Raw genomic sequence first — 19,903 nt, forward strand, 5'->3', positions numbered from 1 at the left:
CCCCGTGGGCCCACTGGCCTCGCAGCGGCCGAGCCTTCCTAGAATTGCCGTGTGACCTCAACCCCCCGCCGCGCCGCCGATCCCGGCGTTGAAGCATTGCCCAAGTCCTGGGACCCGGGCGCGGTGGAGGCCGACCTCTACGAGGGCTGGGTGGCCGCCGGCTACTTCACCGCCGACGTCACCAGCACCAAACCCGCCTATTCGATCGTGCTGCCACCGCCGAACGTGACCGGCAGCCTGCACATGGGCCACGCGCTCGATCACACGCTGATGGATGCGCTGACCCGCCGCAAGCGGATGCAGGGCTACGAGGTGCTGTGGCTGCCCGGGATGGACCACGCCGGAATCGCCACCCAATCCGTGGTCGAAAAGCAACTCGCCGTCGACGGCAAGACCAAAGAGGACTTCGGCCGCGAGCTGTTCGTCGACAAGGTGTGGGACTGGAAACGCGAATCCGGCGGCACCATCAACGGCCAGATGCGCCGCATCGGCGACGGCGTGGACTGGAGCCGCGACCGGTTCACGATGGACGACGGGCTGTCGCGGGCGGTACGCACGATCTTCAAGCGGCTGTTCGACGCGGGGCTGATCTACCGCGCCGAACGGCTGGTGAACTGGTCGCCGGTGCTCGAGACCGCCGTCTCCGATCTCGAGGTCAAATACGAAGACGTCGACGGTGAGCTGGTGTCGTTCCGCTACGGTTCGCTGGCCGACGACGAACCGCACATCGTGGTGGCCACCACCCGGATGGAGACGATGCTCGGCGACACCGCGATCGCGGTGCATCCCGACGATGACCGCTACCGTCACCTGGTCGGCAAGACGCTGCCGCATCCCTTCCTGGACCGCGAAATCGTCATCGTGGCCGACGAACACGTCGACCCGGAGTTCGGCACCGGTGCGGTCAAGGTCACCCCGGCCCACGACCCCAACGACTTCGAGATCGGCATGCGCCACGGCCTTCCGATGCCCACCGTCATGGACACCAAGGCCCGGATCATCGACACCGGAACGCAATTCGACGGTATGGACCGGTTCGAGGCGCGGGTGAAGGTGCGCGAAGCGCTGGCCGGCCAGGGCCGTATCGTCGAGGAGAAGCGGCCGTACTCGCACAGCGTCGGGCACTCCGAACGCAGCGGCGAGCCGATCGAACCTCGGTTGTCGCTGCAGTGGTGGGTCAAGGTCGACGCGCTGGCGAAGGCGGCGGGCGACGCGGTGCGCAACGGCGACACGGTGATTCACCCCAAGAGCCTGGAACCGCGCTGGTTCGCGTGGGTGGACAACATGCACGACTGGTGCATTTCGCGGCAACTGTGGTGGGGTCACCGCATCCCGATCTGGCACGGGCCCGACGGCGAAATGGTGTGCGTCGGCCCGGACGAAACCCCGCCCGCGGGCTGGGATCAGGACCCCGACGTGCTCGACACCTGGTTCTCGTCGGCGCTGTGGCCGTTCTCCACCATGGGCTGGCCCGACCACACCCCAGAACTGCAGAAGTTCTACCCGACAACGGTTCTGGTCACCGGCTACGACATTCTGTTCTTCTGGGTGGCCCGGATGATGATGTTCGGCACCTTCGTCGCCGGCGACGACGCGATCACCGACTACGGCAAGCGCGGTCCGCAGGTGCCGTTCGAGAACGTCTTCTTGCACGGGCTGATCCGCGACGAGCACGGCCGCAAGATGAGTAAATCGCGCGGTAACGGCATCGACCCGCTGGACTGGGTGGAGAAGTTCGGCGCCGACGCGCTGCGCTTCACCTTGGCCCGCGGCGCCAGCCCCGGCGGCGACCTGTCCATCGGCGAGGACCACGCGCGCGCCTCGCGCAACTTCGCCACCAAGCTGTTCAACGCCACCCGGTTCGCGCTGATGAACGGCACCAAACCCGCCGCGCTGCCGGACACTTCGCAGCTCACCGACGCCGACCGGTGGATTCTGGGCCGGATGGAAGTGGTGCGCGCCGAAGTCGACGCGGCCTTCGAGGGCTACGAATTCAACCGGGCCTGTGAATCGCTGTACCACTTCGCATGGGACGAGTTCTGCGACTGGTACGTCGAGCTGGCGAAAACGCAACTGGCAGAGGGGATCCAACACACCACCGCGGTGTTGGCGACGGTGCTGGACACCCTGCTGAAGCTGCTGCACCCGGTGATGCCGTTCGTCACCGAGGTGCTGTGGAAGACGCTGACCGGCCAGGAGTCACTGGTGGTGGCCGACTGGCCCGAACCCACCGGCTTCGCGCTGGACCCGGCGGCCGCCCAGCGGGTCGCCGATATGCAGAAGCTGATCACCGAGGTGCGCCGATTCCGCAGCGACCAGGGACTCAACGACCGGCAGAAGGTGCCCGCGCGACTGACCGACATCGACGCCGCCGACCTGTCGGCGCAGGTGCCCGCCGTCAGCGCGCTGGCGTGGCTGACCGCCGCAGACGACGGGTTCAACCCCACCGCCGCCATCGAGGTGCGGTTGTCGAAGGGCACCGTCACCGTCGAGGTCGACACCTCCGGAACCGTCGACGTGGCCGCCGAGCGGCGCAGGCTCGAGAAGGACCTCGCCGCCGCGGAGAAGGAATTAGCAGGCACCACAGGCAAACTGGGCAACGAGGCGTTTCTGGCCAAGGCGCCGGCGGATGTGGTCGAGAAGATCCGCGGACGCCAGCAGCTGGCCCAGGAGGAAGTGGAGCGCATCACCGCGAGGCTGGCATCGCTGACATGACCTCGGCGCAGCGGTTATGACGGAACCCGCCCCGACGCCCGACGAGGTGGCCGCACTGCTTCAGGTCGAGCACCTGCTCGACCAGCGTTGGCCCGAAACCAAACTCGAGCCGAGCACCGCGCGCATCGCGGCGTTGATGGAGTTGCTCGGCTCTCCGCAGCGGGGCTACCCGTCGATCCACATCGCGGGCACCAACGGCAAGACGTCGGTGGCGCGCATGGTCGACGCGCTGCTGACCGCGCTGCACCGGCGCACCGGGCGCACCACCAGCCCACACCTGCAGTCGGCCGTGGAGCGGATCTCCATCGACGGCAAGCCGATCAGCCCGGCGCAATACGTGGCGACCTACCGTGAGGTCGAACCGTTCGTGCACCTCGTCGACGAGCAGTCCGAAAAGGCGGGCGGGCCCGCGATGAGCAAGTTCGAAGTGGTCACCGCGATGGCGTTCGCCGCGTTCGCCGACGCACCGATCGACGTCGCGGTCGTCGAGGTCGGCCTCGGGGGACGTTGGGACGCCACCAACGTCGTCAACGCCCCCGTCGCCGTCGTCACCCCCATCTCCGTGGACCACGTCAACTACCTCGGCGACACGATCGCCGAGATCGCTTCGGAGAAGGCCGGAATCATCACCAAACAGGAAGACGACCTGGTGCCGACCGACACCGTGGCCGTCATCGCCCGACAGGCCCCCGAGGCGATGGAGGTGCTGCTGCGCCAGACCGTCGCGGCCGACGCCGCCGTCGCACGTGAGGATTCCGAGTTCGCCGTGCTCGGCAGGCAGATCGCCGTCGGTGGGCAGCTTCTGGAACTGCAAGGTCTCGGTGGCGCGTACACCGAGATCTATCTGCCGTTGCACGGCGAGCACCAGGCGCACAACGCGGTGGTGGCACTGGCCGCGGTCGAAGCGTTCTTCGGGGCGGGCGCGCAACGCCAACTCGACGTGGAGGCGGTCCGGGCCGGCTTCGCCGCCGTGGCCAACCCGGGCCGGCTGGAGAGGATGCGCAGCGCACCAACGGTTTTCATCGACTCCGCCCACAACCCGGCGGGCGCGTCGGCGCTGGCGCAGGCGCTCACCGAGGAATTCGACTTCCGCACCCTCGTGGGCGTCGTCGCAGTCATGGAGGACAAGGACGTCGACGGCATCCTGAGCGCGCTGGAGCCGGTGTTTGATCAGATTGTGGTGACCCACAACGGTTCGCCGCGCGCGCTCGACGTCGCGGCGCTGGCGCTCCGTGCCGAGGAGCGGTTCGGTCCGGAACGCGTCGTCACCGCCGACACCCTGCCCGACGCGATCGAGACCGCGACGGCGATCGTCGAAGACCCGGGCAACGAGGGCGAGGCGTTGGGCGGCGCCGGGATCGTGATCACCGGTTCGGTGGTGACCGCGGGCGCGGCGCGGACGCTGTTCGGAAAGGACCCGCAGTGACCCAGCAACCGGACCCGTGGAAGAGCTTCCGCGGTGTGATGGCCGGCACGCTGATCCTGGAGGCCATCGTGGTGCTGCTGGCGCTGCCGGTGGTGGCGCGCATCGGCGGCGGGCTGACCGCAGCCAGCGGCGGCTACCTCATCGGTGTCGCGGTGGTGCTCGTGCTGCTGTGCGGCGTGCAGGGCCGACCGTGGGCGATCTGGGTCAACCTGGCCATGCAGGCGGTGTTCATCGCCGGGTTCGTCTTCCACGTCGCGGTCGGGCTGATCGGGGTCATCTTCCTGGTGGTGTGGCTGGTGATCGCCTACCTGCGCGCCGAGGTGCTGCGCAGGCAGAAACGCGGACTCCTGCCAGGACAGCAGCAGCCGCCCGACTAGGCTGTCGGCCGTGACTGAGCGGACCCTGGTATTGATCAAGCCCGACGGCGTCAAGCGTCGCCTGATCGGCGAAGTTCTCAGCCGGATCGAACGCAAGGGCCTGACGATCGCGGCCTTGCAGCTCAAGGACGTCAGCGAGGACCTGGCCCGTCGGCACTACGCCGAGCACGAAGACAAACCGTTCTTCGGCTCGCTGCTGGAGTTCATCACCTCCGGGCCGGTGGTGGCGGCCATCGTGGAAGGCCCCCGCGCCATCGCCGCGTTCCGCCAGATCGCCGGCGGCACCGATCCCGTCGAGAAGGCCGCACCGGGCTCGATCCGCGGTGACCTGGCCTTGGTCACCCAGGACAACATCGTGCACGGCTCGGACTCACCGGAGTCGGCCGCCCGCGAGATCGAACTCTGGTTCCCCGGGAGCTAAAACACCGATATCGCCTGCTCGTGCGCCATGGTTCGGCGAGTTGGCGTGATGTGGGATACTTGCCGTGGGTTACCGACCTGTAATTGGGGTCGGACGCCCGAATGAAGACTTAGACGTGCGCGACCATCGACACGCGCGGTGCGGCGCCGACCGTCCAGCCATCATTCGCAATAGGCGCCGGGATGGTTCCACCTAGGAGCCGCTCGGGGCGAGACCATAACAAGCTCGGGGACGTTTACCCGGGCCAATAGCGGAAGCCCTCGCGTGGCCGCGTCAAACACGACGCGCCCGGGGGCTTAAGGAGACTACGTGGCCGACAATGTCCATTCTCAAGACCATTCCCAAGCCTCGACCGAAGAAGACCAGACACCGCAGAGTGAAGACCCTCAGCCCGAGGGGCTGACGGTTTCCGACACGGTCGTCGAAACGCCCGCCGAACCGCCGGAGGCCGAGACCGTCGAGGCGCAAGCCGAGAGCGCGGAGTCGGAAGCCGAGGCGGAGTCCGAGCAGCCGCCGGACACCGCGGCGCCCGCCAACTCCGAGCCCGCCGACTACCTTCCGCTGTTCGTCGCGCCCCAGCCCGTCACCGTCGGCTACCGCTCCGATGATGACGACGAGGAGGACGACGACGGCTCGGACACCGATGACGACTCCGACTCCGACGACGACCAGTTCGAGCGGCCGTCCGGCAGGCGCAGGCGCCGGGGCCGGCGCGGCCGAGGGCGTGGCCGCGGCGAGCAGAGCGGTGACGACGACTCCGACGACACCGACAGCCAGGGCAGCGACTCCGACGACGACTCCGACGACTCCGACGACGACACCAACGACGACGACAACACCGGCGCTGAGGGCGCCACCCGCCGTCGTCGCCGCCGCCGTCGTCGCAAGTCCGGCTCCGGCGACGACAACGACACGGCGTCGTCGCCCGACGACCCGCCCAATACCGTCGTGCACGAACGCGAGCCGCGGAAGAGCACGAAGGCCGACAAGTCGGCCGGCAGCGGCGACGGCGAGATCCAGGGCATCAACGGATCGACCCGGCTCGAAGCCAAGCGTCAGCGTCGCCGCGACGGTCGCGACGCGGGCCGGCGCCGCCCACCGATCCTGAGCGAGGCCGAGTTCCTGGCCCGCCGCGAGGCCGTCGAGCGGATGATGGTGGTGCGCGACAAGGTCCGCACCGAGCCGCCGCACGAGGGCTCGCGCTACACCCAGATCGCCGTGCTCGAGGACGGCGTCGTCGTCGAACACTTCGTGACGTCGGCCGCGTCGGCGTCGCTGGTCGGCAACATCTACCTGGGCATCGTGCAGAACGTGCTGCCGTCGATGGAAGCGGCCTTCGTCGACATCGGCCGCGGCCGCAACGGGGTGCTCTACGCCGGCGAGGTGAACTGGGAGGCCGCGGGCCTCGGCGGGCAGAACCGCAAGATCGAGCAGGCGCTCAAACCCGGCGACTACGTCGTCGTGCAGGTCAGCAAGGACCCGGTGGGCCACAAGGGGGCGCGGCTGACCACGCAGGTGTCGCTGGCCGGCCGCTTCCTGGTCTACGTGCCGGGCGCGTCGTCGACGGGGATCAGCCGCAAGCTGCCCGACACCGAACGGCAGCGGCTCAAGGAGATCCTGCGTGAGGTCGTGCCGCAGGACGCGGGCGTGATCATCCGCACCGCCTCCGAGGGCGTCAAGGAAGAAGACATCCGCTCCGACGTCGACCGGCTGCAGAAGCGCTGGACCGAGATCGAGGCCAAGGCCGCCGAGATCACCGAGAAGAAGGCCGGCGCGGCGGTGGCGCTCTACGAAGAGCCCGACGTGTTGGTCAAGGTGATCCGCGACCTGTTCAACGAGGACTTCACCGGGCTCATCGTCGCCGGTGACGACGCCTGGAAGACCATCACCGAATATGTCAATAATGTTGCGCCGGAACTTCTTCCGAGGATGACGAAGTATGAGCCCGGGACGCCCGACGGTCCGGACGTGTTCGCCGTGCACCGCATCGACGAGCAGTTGACCAAGGCGATGGACCGCAAGGTGTGGCTGCCGTCGGGGGGCACGCTGGTCATCGACCGCACCGAGGCGATGACGGTGATCGACGTCAACACCGGCAAGTTCACCGGATCGGGCGGCAACCTCGAGCAGACCGTCACCCGCAACAACCTCGAGGCCGCCGAGGAGATCGTGCGCCAGCTGCGGTTGCGCGACATCGGCGGCATCGTCGTCATCGACTTCATCGACATGGTGCTCGAGTCCAACCGCGACCTGGTGCTGCGCAGGCTGACCGAGGCGCTCGCCCGGGACCGCACCCGCCACCAGGTGTCCGAGGTCACCTCGCTGGGGCTGGTGCAGTTGACGCGCAAACGGTTGGGCACCGGGCTGATCGAGGCGTTCTCCACGTCGTGCACGCACTGCGGCGGGCGCGGCATCGTGGTGCACACCGACCCCATCGACTCGACGTCGGGCAACGGGCGCAGTTCCGGGGGCGGTCGCCGGGGCAAGCGCGGTAAGCGCGGCGGCAAGTCCGACGATGTGGCGGTCGCCAAGGTGCCTGCGCATCCGGCCGGGGAGCACCCGATGTTCAAGGCGATGGCCGCCACGGCCGAACGCCAGGACGACGAGGAGAACGGCGAGGAGGGCGGCGAGGAGAAGAAGCCCGCCGAGAAGGTCGCCGAGGTCGATTCCGACAGCATCCGCGAGGCGGTGTCGTCCCCGGAGGAGGACGACGAGGACACCTATGAGCCCGACGACGAGGACGACTCGGACGAGGACGAGGACGAGGACGAGATCGACCTGGATTCCGACGACGAGGACGACGACATCGACGACGACATCGAGGTCATCGACGACGACTCGGACTCCGACTCTGACTCGGAGGACGACGACGAGGAGGACGACGACTACGACTCCGAGGACGACGGCTCCGATGACGACGACGAGCGGTCCGTCGCGGTGACCCGCCCGGGCGGTCGGCACCGTCGGCGCGCCGCAGCGCGACCTGCGGGTCCGCCGGAACCGGTGCCGTGACCTGCGGTGATTTGACCCTTACGGCACGGCTCAAGTAGCCTTGAGCAGTTGTCGCCAGGCCCTGCCGGCGACGTCTAAACCCAGACCCGCGCAGTCGCGAGCAGCGCTGTGTGCAGAAACGACGTAGGAGCACGAGCACGATGGCAGCCGAGAAGGCCACGTACGCAATCGTCAAGACGGGCGGCAAGCAGTACAAAGTCGCTGTCGGAGACGTGGTCAAGGTCGAAAAGCTCGACGGCGAACCCGGCTCCAAGGTTTCGCTGCCTGTGGCCCTCGTCGTCGACGGAGCCAAGGTCACCAGCGACGCCAAGGCTCTGGAGAAGGTGGCCGTCACCGGCGAGGTGCTCGAGCACACCAAGGGCCCCAAGATCCGCATCCACAAGTTCAAGAACAAGACCGGCTATCACAAGCGTCAGGGCCACCGTCAGCAGGTGACGGTCCTGAAGGTCACCGGCATCAAGTAAGGGCTTACGACATGGCACACAAGAAGGGCGCTTCCAGCTCACGTAACGGTCGCGACTCCGCCGCCCAGCGGCTCGGCGTCAAGCGTTTCGGCGGCCAGATCGTCAAGGCCGGCGAGATCCTGGTCCGCCAGCGCGGCACACACTTTCATCCCGGCGCCAACGTCGGCCGCGGCGGCGACGACACGCTGTTCGCCACCGCCCCCGGCGCCGTGTTGTTCGGCTCCAAGCGTGGCCGCAAGACGGTCAGCGTCGTGCGACCGTCCGCGGAGGCCTAACTCCGCCGTCGAAATCGACGTTTTGGCGTTAGGCTCTCGCACTTTCGCGCCCAAACGTCCCTTTCGGCGAATGGAGAGGAGTATCCGATGCCCCGGTTTGTCGACCGCGTGGTGATTCACGCGCGGGCCGGCAACGGCGGCAACGGCTGCGCCTCGGTCCATCGCGAGAAATTCAAACCGCTCGGCGGCCCCGACGGCGGCAACGGCGGCCGCGGCGGCAGCGTCGTGCTGGTCGTCGACCCGCAGGTGCACACGCTGCTCGACTTCCACTTCCGCCCGCACGTCGTCGCACCGTCGGGCAAGCCCGGCGCGGGCAGCAACCGCGACGGCGCCGCGGGCGAGGACCTGGAAGTCAAGGTGCCCGACGGCACCGTCGTCCTCGACGAGAACGGCCGCCTGCTCGCCGACCTGGTCGGTGCCGGCACCCGTTTCGTGGCAGCCGCCGGCGGTCGCGGGGGGCTGGGCAACGCCGCGCTGGCCTCGCGTGCCCGCAAGGCGCCCGGCTTTGCGCTGCTCGGCGAAAAAGGCGAGGTCCGCGACCTGACGCTGGAGCTCAAAACCGTCGCCGATGTCGGGCTGGTCGGATTTCCGTCCGCGGGTAAGTCGTCGCTGGTGTCGGTCATCTCGGCGGCCAAACCCAAGATCGCCGACTATCCGTTCACCACGCTGGCGCCCAACCTCGGCGTCGTGTCCGCCGGTGAGCACACCTTCACCGTCGCCGACGTGCCCGGCCTGATCCCCGGCGCATCTTCCGGCCGCGGCCTGGGCCTGGACTTCCTGCGCCACATCGAACGCTGCGCGGTGCTGGTGCATGTCGTGGACTGCGCGACGGCCGAACCGGGCCGCGACCCGATCTCCGACATCGAGGTGCTCGAAGCCGAACTGGCCGCCTACACCCCGACGTTGCAGGGTGACACCACGCTGGGCGATCTCGCCGAGCGGCCACGAGCGGTGGTGCTCAACAAGATCGACGTACCCGAGGCGCGTGAGCTGGCCGAGTTCGTCCGTGAGGAGATCGCCGAACGGTTCGGCTGGCCCACCTTCGCCGTGTCCACTGCCACCCGAGAAGGGCTGCGGCCGTTGACGTTCGCGCTGTGGGACATGGTGTCGGCGTACCGCGAGGCGCAGCCGCCCGCCGTGGCGCGCCGGCCGGTCATCCGGCCCGTACCGGTCGACGAGACCGGGTTCACCGTCGAACCCGACGGCCACGGCGCATTCGTCGTGCACGGCATGCGGCCCGAAAGATGGATCAGCCAAACCGATTTCGACAACGACGAAGCCGTCGGATATCTCGCCGACCGGCTGGCCCGGCTCGGCGTCGAGGACGAACTGCTCAGGCTCGGCGCCACACCCGGCTGCGCCGTCACGATCGGCGACGTCACCTTCGACTGGGAACCCCAGACTCCCGCCGGCGTCGACGTGCCGCTGTCCGGGCGCGGCACCGATGCGCGGCTGGAGCAGACCGACCGGGTGTCGGCGGCCGAACGCAAAGCGGCCCGCCGCGAGCGCCGCCGACCCGACGGTGAGTCGTGAGCGCCCACCGCGACGCCATCCGCCGCGCCCGCAGCGTCGTCGTCAAAATCGGCACCACCGCGCTGACCACACCGTCGGGGGTGTTCGACGCCAGCCGGCTGGCCACCCTGGTCGAGGCGATCGAAGGCCGGATGCGGGCCGGGTCGGACGTGGTGATCGTGTCCTCGGGTGCGATCGCCGCCGGTATCGAACCGCTCAAGCTCTCCAAGCGCCCGGCCGACCTCGCCACCAAACAGGCCGCCGCCAGCGTCGGGCAGGTGGCGCTGGTCAACGCGTGGAGCACGGCGTTCGCCCGCTATGACCGCACGGTCGGGCAGGTGCTGCTGACCGCGCACGACATCTCGATGCGGGTACAGCACACCAACGCCCAGCGCACCCTGGACCGGCTGCGCGCGCTGCATGCGGTGGCGATCGTCAACGAGAACGACACCGTGGCCACCAACGAGATCCGGTTCGGCGACAACGACCGGCTCTCGGCGCTGGTGGCCCACCTGGTCGGGGCCGACGCGCTGGTGCTGCTGTCCGACATCGACGGCCTCTACGACGCCGATCCGCGCAAGGGTGCGGCGAACTTCATCCCGGAGGTGACCGGGCCGGGCGACCTCGACGGTGTGGTCGCCGGGCGGGGCAGCAACCTGGGCACCGGCGGGATGGCCTCGAAGCTGTCGTCGGCGCTGCTGGCCGCCGACGCCGGGGTGCCGGTGTTGCTGGCCGCGGCATCAGACGCCGCCACCGCGCTGAGCGACGCGTCGGTCGGCACCGTCTTCGCCCCGCGCGGCGAACGGATGTCGGCGCGCCGGTTCTGGGTGCGCTACGCGGCCGAGGCGTCGGGGTCGTTGACGCTGGATGACGGCGCGGTGCAGGCGGTCGTGCGGCAACGCCGGTCGCTGCTGGCCGCCGGGATCACGTCGCTGTCCGGTCGGTTCTACGGTGGTGACGTCGTGGAGTTGCGGGCGCAGGACGCCACGATGGTCGCGCGTGGCGTGGTGGCCTACGACCACGCCGAGCTGGAGACCATGCTGGGCCGCTCGACGTCAGAGTTGCCCGCTGAGATGCGCCGCCCCGCGGTGCACGCCGACGACTTGGTCGCCGTCTAAGCGATTTGTGCACGATTTCCGGCGGTGAGCGCCGATTTTCGTGCACAAATCAGTTCGTCGGCCAATAACGTCAGCGTCTCCGAGCAGCCGTGGTCGATTTTGACCGTGGCCTGGTCGTCGCCGCGGGTGGGGCCGCGGTTGACGATCGCGATCGGCATCCCGGCGGCCGCGGCGTGCCGGACGAACCGGTAGCCGGAGTACACCGTCAGCGACGACCCGGCGACCAGCAACGCGTCGGCGGCGTCGACCATCGAGAACGCCTGTGCGACACGGTCTTTAGGAACGTTCTCGCCGAAGTAGACGATGTTGGGTTTGAGCATGCCGCCGCATTGCGCGCAGTCGACGATGCGAAACGACGCGGTGTCGTCGACCACCGCGTCGGCGTCGGGGGCCACGGCGATGCCGCCGAGCCGTTGGGCGCGCTGCGCGAAGCCCGGGTTGGCGGCTTCCAGCAGGTCGGCGAACGCCGCCCGCGACATCGCGTGCCCGCAGTCCAGGCAGATCACCTCGGCGTAGGTGCCGTGCAGGTTCACCACCGCGCGGCTGCCCGCCTTGGTGTGCAGCAGGTCGACGTTCTGGGTGATCAGCGCGCTGACGACGCCGGCCTGCTCGAGTCGCGCCAGCGCCCAGTGACCGGCGTTGGGCGCGGTGTCGTCCATGTGCCGCCATCCGAGGTGGTTGCGCGCCCAGTATCGCTGCCGAAACTCCGGGTCAGAGGTGAACTGTCCGATGGTCATCGGGTTGCTGGGCGGGGAGTCCGGCCCGCGGTAGTCCGGAATGCCGGAGTCGGTCGACATCCCCGCACCGGTGAGCACCGCGACCCGCCGTCCCCGTAGCAGCGCGACGAGTTCCGCAGCCTCCATGTCCTCGAGGGTACGGGGCTAGTCCAAGCACTTGGACGCGCTGAGAATCTCGGCGTCCATGTTGCTGCGCATCATGGTCAGCGCGGCGTCGCTGAGCTCGGGGTCGATGTGGGCCACCGCGTCGGGTGGGACGACGACGGGAAAATGCCGCACGTAGGCGTCCAGCGCGGTGTAGAGGATGCACTGCTCGGTGACCTGGCCGGTGAGGATCACCCGCCGCGGCTCGAGCTGGGTCAACAGATACGCCAGCGAAGTGGCGTAGAAGGCGCTGTGGCGGACCTTGGTCATCAACCGGCACCCCTTTTGCGGGACGATCGGCTCGACCAGGTCGGGCCGGTCACCGTCGAGCGCCGACTGCACGAGGTCGCTGAACTCAGCGGTGAAATCGCCGTAGTTGTCGTTGACGTAGATGAGCTCGACGTCGTCGCGCTCCCGGGCCCGCGAGACCAGATCGGCCAGCGGATCGATGATCTCCGCGACGTGCGGGCTCAGCTTTTCGGCATCGGGATGCCGGTAGGTGTTCATCATGTCGATGACCAGCACAGCGGTGTCACTCATGGGCTCTTGCATACCCGGTTCGGGTTTCGGGCAACAATGAAGCATGAATTTCTACTCGGCGTACCGGCACGGGTTCGTGCGCGTGGCCGCCTGCACACACCACACCGCCCTCGCGGATCCGCAGGCCAACGCGGAGTCGGTGCTGCAACTCGCCCGCGCCTGCCACGACGACAGCGCCGCGCTCGCGGTGTTTCCGGAACTGACGTTGTCGGGGTATTCGATCGAGGACATCGTCATGCAGGACGCCCTGCTCGACGCCGTCGAAGATGCGTTGCTCGACGTCGTCGCGGCATCGGCGGATTTGCTGCCGGTGCTGGTGGTCGGTGCGCCGCTGCGCTACGCGCATCGGGTCTACAACACCGCGGTGGTCATCCACCGCGGCCAGGTGCTCGGCGTGGCCCCGAAGTCGTATCTGCCCACCTACCGCGAGTTCTACGAACGCCGCCAGATGGCCCCCGGCGACAACGTGCGCGGCGCGATCCGGATGGGCGACACCGACGTGCCGTTCGGACCCGACCTGTTGTTCACCGCCGTCGACATGCCCGGGTTCGTGCTGCACGTCGAGATCTGCGAGGACATGTTCATGCCGATCCCGCCGAGCGCACAGGCCGCGCTGGCCGGTGCGACGGTGGTGGCCAACCTGTCCGGCAGCCCGATCACGGTCGGACGCGCCGAGGACCGTTGTCTGCTGGCCCGTTCGGCATCGTCGCGGTGCCTGGCCGCCTACGTCTACGCCGCGGCCGGTGAGGGCGAGTCCACCACCGATCTGGCCTGGGACGGTCAGACGATGATCTGGGAGAACGGGGTGTGTTTGGCGCAGTCCGAACGGTTCCCGAAGGGCGAGCGACGCTCGGTCGCCGACGTCGACCTCGAGCTGCTGCGGAACGAGCGGCTGCGGATGGGCACCTTCGACGACAACCGCATTCACCACGGCATCAGCCCGGACACGTTCCGGCGCATCGAGTTTCAACTCGACCCGCCCTCGGGAGACATCGGGCTGCGCCGCCAGGTCGAGCGGTTCCCGTTCGTGCCGTCCGATCCCGAACGGTTGGAACAGGATTGCTACGAGGCCTACAGCATCCAGGTGTCCGGGCTCGAGCAGCGCCTGCGTGCCCTGGACTATCCGAAGATCGTGCTCGGCGTGTCCGGCGGGCTGGACTCCACCCACGCGCTGATCGTCGCCGCGCGGGCGATGGATCGAGAAGAGCGGCCGCGCAGCGACATTCTCGCGTTCACTATGCCGGGTTTCGCGACGGGGGACCGCACCAAGGGCAACGCGGTGCGGCTCGCCGAAGCCCTGGGCGTGACGTTCGCCGAACTCGACATCTCCGACACCGCCGAGTTGATGCTCAAGGAGATCGAGCACCCGTTCTCGCGCGGGGAACCGGTCTATGACGTCACGTTCGAGAACGTGCAGGCGGGGCTGCGCACCGATTACCTGTTCCGGCTGGCCAACCAGCGCGGTGGCATCGTGCTGGGCACCGGCGACCTGTCCGAGCTCGCGCTGGGCTGGTCCACCTACGGGGTCGGCGACCAGATGTCGCACTACAACGTCAACGGCGGAGTGCCCAAAACGCTGATCCAGCACCTGATCCGCTGGGTGGTCGTCTCAAACCAGTTCGACGACGAGGTCAACGAAGTGCTGCAGTCGGTGCTGGACACCGAGATCACCCCCGAGCTGGTGCCCACCGGTGAGGACGAGGAGATCCAGAGCAGCGAAGCCAAGATCGGGCCCTATGCGCTACAAGACTTTTCGTTGTTCCAGGTGCTGCGGTACGGGTTCCGGCCCTCGAAAGTGGCGTTTCTGGCGTGGCATGCGTGGAGCGACGTCGACCGCGGTGACTGGCCCGCCGGGTTCCCGGAGGAAAAGCGACCGTCATACTCGCTCAACGAGATCCGGCGCTGGCTGCAGGTGTTCGCCCAGCGCTTCTACTCGTTCGCCCAGTTCAAGCGGTCAGCAGTGCCCAACGGGCCCAAGGTGTCTCACGGCGGTTCACTCTCGCCGCGCGGGGACTGGCGCGCGCCGTCAGATATGTCAGCGCGGGTGTGGCTCGACGAGATCGAGCGGGAGATCCCCGAGTCGGGTTAGCGTTTGCGGCGCAGCTTGCCGGCGCCGATCGCGCCGACGGCCGCACCGGCCAGCGCCCCGACCGTCGACCACCACCACTGGTCGGTCATCGCGGCCACGGTCACACCGATGATCAGGCCGATGATCAACGGCATCCAGAGCCAGCCCGCTTCCTGCTTGGTGTTCACCTGTCTGCGTGCCATCACGTCCACGGTAGCGCGCACCGATGACGGGTCCGGTCAGCGCTCGTAGGTGCCCGTCAGCGCGCCGCGCGCCAGCACGTGACCGGCGATCGCGGCCAGAAACGCCTTGTGGTCGGCCACGTCGTCGGCCACCTTGGTGTCCAGCGCCAGCAGCATGAACCGGTAGTGGTGGGCACCGTGACCGGGGATGGGCGCGGGCCCGACGTAGGAGTCGCCGAACGCCTTGACGAAGCGCACGCCGGTGGCGCCCGTGGTGAGCTCGCCCTCGTCGAGGCTGCGGCGGTCGGCTTCGATGAGCGCGATGGTGTGCATCAGCGGTTTGGGGCCGGGTACGTCGACGTCGTCGATGACGAGCGCGAGTTGTTGGGTCGGCGCGGGCACCCCGCTCCAGCGCAGCGGCGGCGAGACGTTGTCGCCGACGGCTGACCCGGCGTGTTTCTGCGGGATCGGGGCGCCCTCGCCGAACGCCGGGCTGGTGACGTCGATGGTGTCGGCGCCGGCGTACTCCGGTGCGGCCAGCGGGCTGCGGTGTGCGCCTGCGCGGAATCGGCGGAGCAGCTTTCCAACAATCGCCATACCCGGCAGTCTAATGAGCGGTTTCGGTGCGCTAAGCAGCGGTGAGCGCTATGCAGCGCACCGAAATCGCCCGAGGCCGGGGACCGCGAAAGCCCGTCGAACCGGTGCGTCGCCACTGAACCCAACTGCGCCAACCGAATCCGAGCAGCGCGAAGACACCGAACAGCACGAGCGCGACGACGGGCATGACCTCAGCTCTTCATGGGCAGCACGGATCTCCGCGCCAGGCCTCGACGCCTTCACGAACCGCGATCACCGCGATGCCCAGGGCGGCCACCGGATCGGTCCACGACCACCCGAGCAACGCATTGAGAACCAGCCCGATCAGCAGGATCGCCGACAGGTACGCACACAGCAGCGTCTGTTTGGAGTCGGCGACCGCCGAGGCCGACCCCAACTCGCGTCCGGCGCGGCGCTGCGCCCACGACAGCACCGGCATGATGACCAGGCTCAGCGCGGCGAGCGCGATGCCGATGCGCGACGGCTCCGCCTCGCCGATCCCGAACAGCGACAGCACCGCGTCGACCGTGATGTAGGCCGCCAGCGCGAAGAACGAGAACGCGATGAACCGCAGCGCGGCCTTCTCCCGCGTCTCCGGATTCGGCGCGGCGAACTGCCAGGCGACCGCCGCGGCGGAGGCGACCTCGACGGCCGAGTCGAGCCCGAACCCGATCAGCGCCGTCGAGGACACCCGGCTGCCCTCGGCCAGCGCGATGATCGCCTCGATCACGTTGTAGCTGATGGTCGCTGCCACGAACAGGCGCACGCGGCGGATCAGGACGTCGCGCCGGGCAGCCGTCGTCGCCGGCATCAACAGCACCCCTGCGAATCAGCCGCCGAACAGCAGGCCGGGTCGACCGCCAGCACCAGACCGACCAGGTCGTCGAGCGCATGGGCGATCCGGGCGTCGGCGAGTTCGTAACGGCTGCGCCGACCCTCGGGCTGCGCGACCACCAGCCCGCACCCGCGCAAGCACGCCAGGTGGTTGGACAGGATCTGCCGCGACACCCCGATCTTGTCGGCCAGTTCCGACGGATAGCCGGCGCCGTCGCGCAGCATCAGCAGGATCTCGGCGCGGGTCGGGTCCGACAGCGCCCAGCCGAACCGGGCCAACGCGTCGCGGTGGGTGACCGTCTGCATGCACTCGATAGTACAGCCTAAGCTGTACTATCCCTCCCACCCCTTAGAGGCGGCCGTCGACGCGCAGGTCGGGGTGCACCCACTCCGGCGATCGCCGCTCCTTGAACGACCGGAAGCCCTCCACCGCCTCGGGGGAGGAGTAGCTGGCCTGCATCCCGATGCGGTCGAACAGCCCGAGATAGTTGTCGATGCTCGACTTGACCACACCCCGAGCGCCCGGCGCGGTCCGCGCGCACTGGGTGAGCACCTCGCGGGCCTGCTCGAGCAACTCCTCGTGTGGCACCACCCGGGCCACCATGCCCCAGTCCAGCGCTTCCTGCGCGCTCAGCGTGCGGCCGGTGAACATCAGGTCGCGGGTGCGCACCGGCCCGATCAGCCGGGTCAGCATCTGGCTGTAGTAGGTGTCGGCGATACCGCGCAGCAGTTCGGGCACCCGGAACGTGGCGCGGTCACTGACGACGGCCATATCGCTGCACAGCGCGATCTGTAGGCCGCCGCCCTGACACAACCCGTTGACCGCCGAGACCACCGGTTTGACCGACTGGCGCAGCGTCTCGAACGGCGTCACGTCCATACCCAGCGCCGAACCGAACGTCAGCCAGTTGTCGCTGCCGTCGCCGCCGCCCAGGTCACCGCCCGGCGCGAAGACGTCGCCGGCGCCGGTGATGAGTAGGCCGGCCAGGTCGGGGTCGGCGTCGACGTGGCGCACCGCGTAGCGGATGCCGAAGTACATCGCGGGCGTCATCGCGTTGCGCGCCTCGGGCCGGTCCAGCGTGCAGACCCCGAACGGCCCCTCGCGGGTGAAGCGCAGATACGGGGTGCCCAGCCAGTCGCCGTCGGGTGGACGGGGTGTGCTGCTGCTCGGCTGGGTGGTCGTCATAACTGTTTTTCTGCCTTCCGGTTGGTTACTGCGTCGTCGATCGCCTCGGCGTAGGGGGCGCAGTCGCCCGCGCCCGGCACCAGCGTGGCAAGGGCCCCGGCCGCGCATGCGCGGCGCAGCGCGTCCTCGTGACCGTGCGGCCAGCCGGCGGCCAGCACGCCGGCGAAGACGTCACCCGCGCCGGTGGTGTCGACGGCTTTCACCGTCGGCGCGCGCACGTCGAACCGTTCGTCGGTGCCGAGATAGCTGGCGCCGCGGCGGCCCCGGGTGATCACCAGGTGCGGGACCGGCCAGTGCCATTCGCGTGCTTCGGCCTCGTTGACCACGACGACGTCGGCCAATCCTGCCAGGGTCAGCAGGTCGTGGGGTTTGGCGCCGGTCGGGGAGGCGTTGACGATGACGACCGCGCCTGCGGTGCGTGCCGTGCGCGCGGCGGCGATGGCGGTCGCGACCGGGATCTCCAATTGCAGCAGCATCACGTCGCAGTCGGCGATGACGGCCTGCGCCTCGGGGGAGTCCACGCTCAGCGCGGCGTTGGCGCCGGGGGCCACCGCGATGGTGTTCTCGGCCGAGGCGTCGACTGTGATGGCGGCCGTGCCGCTGGGCCCGGGCAGGCTGACCACGCCGTCGAGCCCGACGTCGTTGGCGCGCAGGTGGGCCCGGAGTTGGTCGGCCGCCGCGTCGGTGCCCAGCGCGGCGACCAGGCGCACCCGAGCGCCGGCCCGTGCAGCGGCCACCGCCTGGTTGCCACCCTTGCCGCCCGGCGACGTCGATATCGAGGACGCCAGGACGGTCTGGCCGGGTCGGGGTAGCGCGTCCACGGCGAAGATGAGATCGAGGTTCACGCTGCCCACTACGCACACCCGCGCCACTCTCCGGACGTTAAAGAGCGCTGTGCGGTTTGACAACTGTCGGCGGTAGGTCACCCCATCCGGCCCTCTCGTCGGAGTTCCGCCGTAGAAGTACCGGTCGAGCTATCGTCCGCGCCTACCCGACACATGTCCAACGGCCCGGACACCGTTCGATACGCTGGGGTAATGACTGTGCAGGCCCCCTCGCTACCCGGTTTGCGCGAACAGGTCCACGACGCCGCCCGGCGCGCTCGCGTCGCGGCCCGCGCGCTGGCCACCCTGAGCACCGAAACCAAGAACCGCGCGCTGAACACCGCCGCCGACCACGTGCTGATGCACGTCAGCGGGATCCTCGCGGCCAACGAAGCCGACCTGGAGGCCGCCAGGGCCGCGGGCACACCGGAGGCCATGCTCGACCGGCTCGCGCTGAACCCGAACCGCGTCGAAGGCATCGCCGACGGACTGCGGCAGGTCGCGCGGCTGCCCGATCCGCTCGGCGAGGTGCTGCGCGGCAGCACCCTGCCCAACGGGCTGCAGCTGCGCCAGGTGCGGGTCCCGCTGGGCGTCGTCGGCATCGTCTACGAGGGCAGGCCCAACGTGACCGTCGACGCGTTCGGGCTCACGCTGAAGTCCGGTAACGCGGTGCTGCTGCGGGGCAGCTCGTCCGCAGCGCGCTCCAACGCCGCCCTGGTCGACGCGTTGCGCGCGGCGTTGGCGACCGAACTGCTCGACGCCGACGCCGTGCAGTTGCTGCCCAGCGAGGACCGCGCCAGCGTCACCCACCTGATCCAGGCCCGCGGCCTCGTCGACGTCGTGATCCCGCGCGGCGGGGCCGGCCTCATCGACGCCGTGGTGCGCGACGCGACGGTGCCGACGATCGAGACCGGGGTGGGCAACTGCCATGTCTACGTTGACAAGTCGGCCGACCTCGACGTCGCCGAGCGGATCCTGCTGAACGCCAAGACACGCAGGCCCAGCGTGTGCAACGCCGCCGAGTCGGTGCTCGTCGACGCCGCGATCGCCGAGCAGGCGGTGCCGCGGTTGACCAAGGCGCTTTCCGACGCCGGGGTGGCCGTGCACGGCAGCCCCTCGGAGGACCAGTTGCGCGCCGAGTTCCTTTCGATGGACATCGCGCTGGCGGTGGTCGACGGCGTCGACGGCGCGATCGCCCACATCAACGAGTTCGGCACCGGGCACACCGAGGCCATCGTGGCCACCGATCTGGCTGCGGCCCAACGTTTCACCGACCAGGTCGACGCGGCCGCGGTGATGGTCAACGCGTCGACGGCGTTCACCGACGGTGAGCAGTTCGGGTTCGGCGCCGAGATCGGCATCTCGACCCAGAAGCTGCACGCCCGCGGCCCGATGGGGCTGCCCGAACTCACGTCAACCAAGTGGATCGTGTGGGGAGACGGCCACACCCGCCCGGCCTGAATCAGGAGTT

The 19,903-nt window shown here is 69.0% G+C and carries 19 protein-coding genes and 1 pseudogene; 11 read left to right on the forward strand and 9 right to left on the reverse strand.

What is annotated here, in order from left to right; translation table 11 throughout:
* Positions 1-51 precede the first annotated feature (51 nt).
* From ABQE93_RS16610 to proB, 9 genes are all read left to right on the forward strand, one after another.
* Positions 52-2,715 carry a valine--tRNA ligase gene (locus ABQE93_RS16610; protein WP_448408852.1) on the forward strand — a complete coding sequence of 888 codons (2,664 nt, stop codon included), beginning with the start codon at positions 52-54 and terminating at the stop codon, positions 2,713-2,715.
* Positions 2,716-2,731: 16 nt separating this feature from the next.
* Entirely contained in the window at positions 2,732-4,141 is a 1,410-nt protein-coding gene (gene folC, locus ABQE93_RS16615; protein WP_448408851.1) for a bifunctional tetrahydrofolate synthase/dihydrofolate synthase, read from the forward strand.
* Between the two features lie 38 nt (positions 4,142-4,179).
* Complete coding sequence (locus ABQE93_RS16620) at positions 4,180-4,518, forward strand: DUF4233 domain-containing protein (RefSeq protein WP_448409136.1); 339 nt, start codon at positions 4,180-4,182, stop codon at positions 4,516-4,518.
* A 10-nt stretch (positions 4,519-4,528) separates the two neighbouring features.
* Positions 4,529-4,939, forward strand: a complete 411-nt coding sequence (gene ndk / locus ABQE93_RS16625; protein WP_448408849.1) for a nucleoside-diphosphate kinase — start codon at positions 4,529-4,531, stop codon at positions 4,937-4,939.
* Positions 4,940-5,248: 309 nt separating this feature from the next.
* Positions 5,249-7,951 carry a ribonuclease E gene (locus ABQE93_RS16630; protein ID WP_448408848.1) on the forward strand — a complete coding sequence of 901 codons (2,703 nt, stop codon included), beginning with the start codon at positions 5,249-5,251 and terminating at the stop codon, positions 7,949-7,951.
* 140 nt (positions 7,952-8,091) lie between these two features.
* Entirely contained in the window at positions 8,092-8,415 is a 324-nt protein-coding gene (rplU, locus tag ABQE93_RS16635) for a 50S ribosomal protein L21 (RefSeq protein ID WP_448408846.1), read from the forward strand.
* An 11-nt stretch (positions 8,416-8,426) separates the two neighbouring features.
* Positions 8,427-8,690 carry a 50S ribosomal protein L27 gene (gene rpmA, locus ABQE93_RS16640; protein WP_448394605.1) on the forward strand — a complete coding sequence of 88 codons (264 nt, stop codon included), beginning with the start codon at positions 8,427-8,429 and terminating at the stop codon, positions 8,688-8,690.
* Between the two features lie 87 nt (positions 8,691-8,777).
* A complete protein-coding gene (gene obgE, locus ABQE93_RS16645; protein WP_448408845.1) occupies positions 8,778-10,223 on the forward strand; it encodes a GTPase ObgE in 1,446 nt (481 codons plus the stop codon).
* Positions 10,220-11,320: a glutamate 5-kinase gene (proB, locus tag ABQE93_RS16650; RefSeq protein WP_448408844.1), complete on the forward strand. Its 1,101-nt coding sequence runs from the start codon at positions 10,220-10,222 to the stop codon at positions 11,318-11,320. The genes obgE and proB overlap by 4 nt, the downstream gene beginning before the upstream one ends.
* Here the strand turns inward: proB and ABQE93_RS16655 are convergent.
* Both ABQE93_RS16655 and ABQE93_RS16660 read right to left on the reverse strand, forming a co-directional pair.
* Complete coding sequence (locus ABQE93_RS16655; RefSeq protein WP_448408843.1) at positions 11,317-12,183, reverse strand: NAD-dependent protein deacetylase; 867 nt, start codon at positions 12,181-12,183, stop codon at positions 11,317-11,319. The two genes, proB and ABQE93_RS16655, sit on opposite strands and share 4 nt — an antisense overlap.
* Before the next feature lie 18 nt (positions 12,184-12,201).
* The gene (locus tag ABQE93_RS16660; RefSeq protein WP_448408842.1) at positions 12,202-12,741 is read right to left on the reverse strand and encodes a cysteine hydrolase family protein; all 540 of its coding nucleotides are present in this window, start codon (positions 12,739-12,741) and stop codon (positions 12,202-12,204) included.
* Positions 12,742-12,784: 43 nt separating this feature from the next.
* Here ABQE93_RS16660 and ABQE93_RS16665 point away from each other — a divergent pair, with 43 nt between their 5' ends.
* Positions 12,785-14,830, forward strand: coding sequence for an NAD(+) synthase (locus ABQE93_RS16665; RefSeq protein ID WP_448408840.1), 2,046 nt, complete (start codon positions 12,785-12,787; stop codon positions 14,828-14,830).
* Here ABQE93_RS16665 and ABQE93_RS16670 read toward each other — a convergent pair.
* From ABQE93_RS16670 to ABQE93_RS16700, 7 genes and pseudogenes are all read right to left on the reverse strand, one after another.
* Positions 14,827-15,012 carry a hypothetical protein gene (locus tag ABQE93_RS16670; protein WP_448408839.1) on the reverse strand — a complete coding sequence of 62 codons (186 nt, stop codon included), beginning with the start codon at positions 15,010-15,012 and terminating at the stop codon, positions 14,827-14,829. The two genes, ABQE93_RS16665 and ABQE93_RS16670, sit on opposite strands and share 4 nt — an antisense overlap.
* 36 nt (positions 15,013-15,048) lie before the next feature.
* Entirely contained in the window at positions 15,049-15,588 is a 540-nt protein-coding gene (locus ABQE93_RS16675; protein ID WP_448408837.1) for a YbhB/YbcL family Raf kinase inhibitor-like protein, read from the reverse strand.
* A gap of 82 nt (positions 15,589-15,670) precedes the next feature.
* Positions 15,671-15,775: pseudogene (locus ABQE93_RS16680) on the reverse strand (isoprenylcysteine carboxylmethyltransferase family protein); the annotation flags it as partial.
* 12 nt (positions 15,776-15,787) lie between these two features.
* Entirely contained in the window at positions 15,788-16,399 is a 612-nt protein-coding gene (locus ABQE93_RS16685) for a cation efflux transmembrane domain-containing protein (protein WP_448408836.1), read from the reverse strand.
* Complete coding sequence (locus ABQE93_RS16690) at positions 16,399-16,728, reverse strand: ArsR/SmtB family transcription factor (RefSeq protein ID WP_448408834.1); 330 nt, start codon at positions 16,726-16,728, stop codon at positions 16,399-16,401. The genes ABQE93_RS16685 and ABQE93_RS16690 overlap by 1 nt, the downstream gene beginning before the upstream one ends.
* A 43-nt stretch (positions 16,729-16,771) precedes the next feature.
* Positions 16,772-17,608 carry an enoyl-CoA hydratase/isomerase family protein gene (locus ABQE93_RS16695; RefSeq protein WP_448408833.1) on the reverse strand — a complete coding sequence of 279 codons (837 nt, stop codon included), beginning with the start codon at positions 17,606-17,608 and terminating at the stop codon, positions 16,772-16,774.
* A complete protein-coding gene (locus ABQE93_RS16700) occupies positions 17,605-18,480 on the reverse strand; it encodes a ribokinase (RefSeq protein ID WP_448408832.1) in 876 nt (291 codons plus the stop codon). Before ABQE93_RS16700 ends, ABQE93_RS16695 begins: the two co-directional genes overlap by 4 nt.
* A gap of 165 nt (positions 18,481-18,645) precedes the next feature.
* Here ABQE93_RS16700 and ABQE93_RS16705 point away from each other — a divergent pair, with 165 nt between their 5' ends.
* Positions 18,646-19,893: a glutamate-5-semialdehyde dehydrogenase gene (locus ABQE93_RS16705; protein WP_448408831.1), complete on the forward strand. Its 1,248-nt coding sequence runs from the start codon at positions 18,646-18,648 to the stop codon at positions 19,891-19,893.
* Positions 19,894-19,903 lie beyond the last annotated feature (10 nt).

Source organism: Mycolicibacterium sp. XJ662, from assembly GCF_053484035.1.

Coding starts and splice junctions, on each gene's coding strand:
- folC (WP_448408851.1), top strand. CDS start 2,732: ATGACGGAACCCGCCCCGACGCCCGACGAGGTGGCCGCACTGCTTCAG.
- ABQE93_RS16620 (WP_448409136.1), top strand. CDS start 4,180: ATGGCCGGCACGCTGATCCTGGAGGCCATCGTGGTGCTGCTGGCGCTG.
- rplU (WP_448408846.1), top strand. CDS start 8,092: ATGGCAGCCGAGAAGGCCACGTACGCAATCGTCAAGACGGGCGGCAAG.
- rpmA (WP_448394605.1), top strand. CDS start 8,427: ATGGCACACAAGAAGGGCGCTTCCAGCTCACGTAACGGTCGCGACTCC.
- obgE (WP_448408845.1), top strand. CDS start 8,778: ATGCCCCGGTTTGTCGACCGCGTGGTGATTCACGCGCGGGCCGGCAAC.
- ABQE93_RS16655 (WP_448408843.1), bottom strand. CDS start 12,183: ATGGAGGCTGCGGAACTCGTCGCGCTGCTACGGGGACGGCGGGTCGCG.
- ABQE93_RS16660 (WP_448408842.1), bottom strand. CDS start 12,741: ATGAGTGACACCGCTGTGCTGGTCATCGACATGATGAACACCTACCGG.
- ABQE93_RS16665 (WP_448408840.1), top strand. CDS start 12,785: ATGAATTTCTACTCGGCGTACCGGCACGGGTTCGTGCGCGTGGCCGCC.
- ABQE93_RS16670 (WP_448408839.1), bottom strand. CDS start 15,012: ATGGCACGCAGACAGGTGAACACCAAGCAGGAAGCGGGCTGGCTCTGG.
- ABQE93_RS16675 (WP_448408837.1), bottom strand. CDS start 15,588: ATGGCGATTGTTGGAAAGCTGCTCCGCCGATTCCGCGCAGGCGCACAC.
- ABQE93_RS16685 (WP_448408836.1), bottom strand. CDS start 16,399: ATGCCGGCGACGACGGCTGCCCGGCGCGACGTCCTGATCCGCCGCGTG.
- ABQE93_RS16690 (WP_448408834.1), bottom strand. CDS start 16,728: ATGCAGACGGTCACCCACCGCGACGCGTTGGCCCGGTTCGGCTGGGCG.
- ABQE93_RS16695 (WP_448408833.1), bottom strand. CDS start 17,608: ATGACGACCACCCAGCCGAGCAGCAGCACACCCCGTCCACCCGACGGC.
- ABQE93_RS16705 (WP_448408831.1), top strand. CDS start 18,646: ATGACTGTGCAGGCCCCCTCGCTACCCGGTTTGCGCGAACAGGTCCAC.